At 69.6% G+C, this 937-nt stretch carries 1 protein-coding gene; it reads right to left on the bottom strand.

The genetic code is table 11. The annotated features are described in order from the left end of the window. The coding region (locus Asi03nite_RS37490) for an IS30 family transposase (RefSeq protein WP_203685257.1) at positions 1–937 on the bottom strand (937 nt) is incomplete at both ends.

Here is a 937-nt window from a genome sequence, read left to right as displayed (position 1 = left end):
TTCGGCGAAAATCTCGGAGGGCTTCTTCCAATCGTGGATCTTACGGGGTCGGTCGTTGATTTCGGAAGCCACCATCGCCAGATAGTTCGCGTCCGAGGTGATCGGGACGCCTTTCGGGAAGTATTCGCGCAGGATCCGATTCAGATTCTCGTTGCTGCCGCGCTGCCAGGGTGAGTGTGGGCGGGCGAAGTAGACCGGCAGCCCGGCCGCGGTGATCCGGGCGTGTCCGGCCATCTCGGAGCCGCAGTCCCAGGTCAGTGACTTCGCGATCTGCGGCGGCAGGGTGCCTGCGGCGGCGATCACCGCGTCGCCGACGGTCAGCGCGTCACGGCCGGACAGCGGGACCAGCACGACGAATCGGGAGGTCCGCTCGACCAGCGTCGCGACCGCGGACTTGCCGCCCTTGCCGATGACCAGGTCGCCCTCCCAATGCCCGGGGACCTGCCGGCCCTCGACCTCGGCGGGACGTTCTTCAAGGTAGCGGGGCTCGCGGATGCGGGGCGCGGGCTCGGGCCGGGGGCCTGAACGCCGGGCCGGGCGGCCGGTGCGCAGCCGGATCAGCTCGCGGGCCAGGGTGGATACCGGCTGGGCGTAGACCCACTGGTAGATCGCTTCGTGAGACACCCGTACAGCCTGATCGTCGCGGTAGTCGTACGGCAACCGGCCCGCGATCGACGCCGGCGACCAGCCGGTCTTCAGCAACTCGGTGACCACCGTCCGCAGCCGCGGCGACCGGTCGACCGCGTACGTCTTCGGCCGCTGCCGGCCCGCCGCAGCCGCCACGTCCGCGGCCACCGCCCGGTACCCGGCCCGACCGCCGTGACGGGCAACGTCGCGGGAAACCACCGACGGGTTCCGGTCGATCAACCGGGCGATCTCCTTGTATTCCAAGCCTTCGGCCAGGCCACGAGAGATCTCTTCACGATTGGCCAGGGTC

The sequence above is a fragment of the Actinoplanes siamensis genome, assembly GCF_016862395.1.
Classification (GTDB): domain Bacteria; phylum Actinomycetota; class Actinomycetes; order Mycobacteriales; family Micromonosporaceae; genus Actinoplanes; species Actinoplanes siamensis.
The sequence above is the reverse complement of the archived record's forward strand: the minus strand, read 5'-3'. Positions and strand labels throughout refer to the sequence as shown.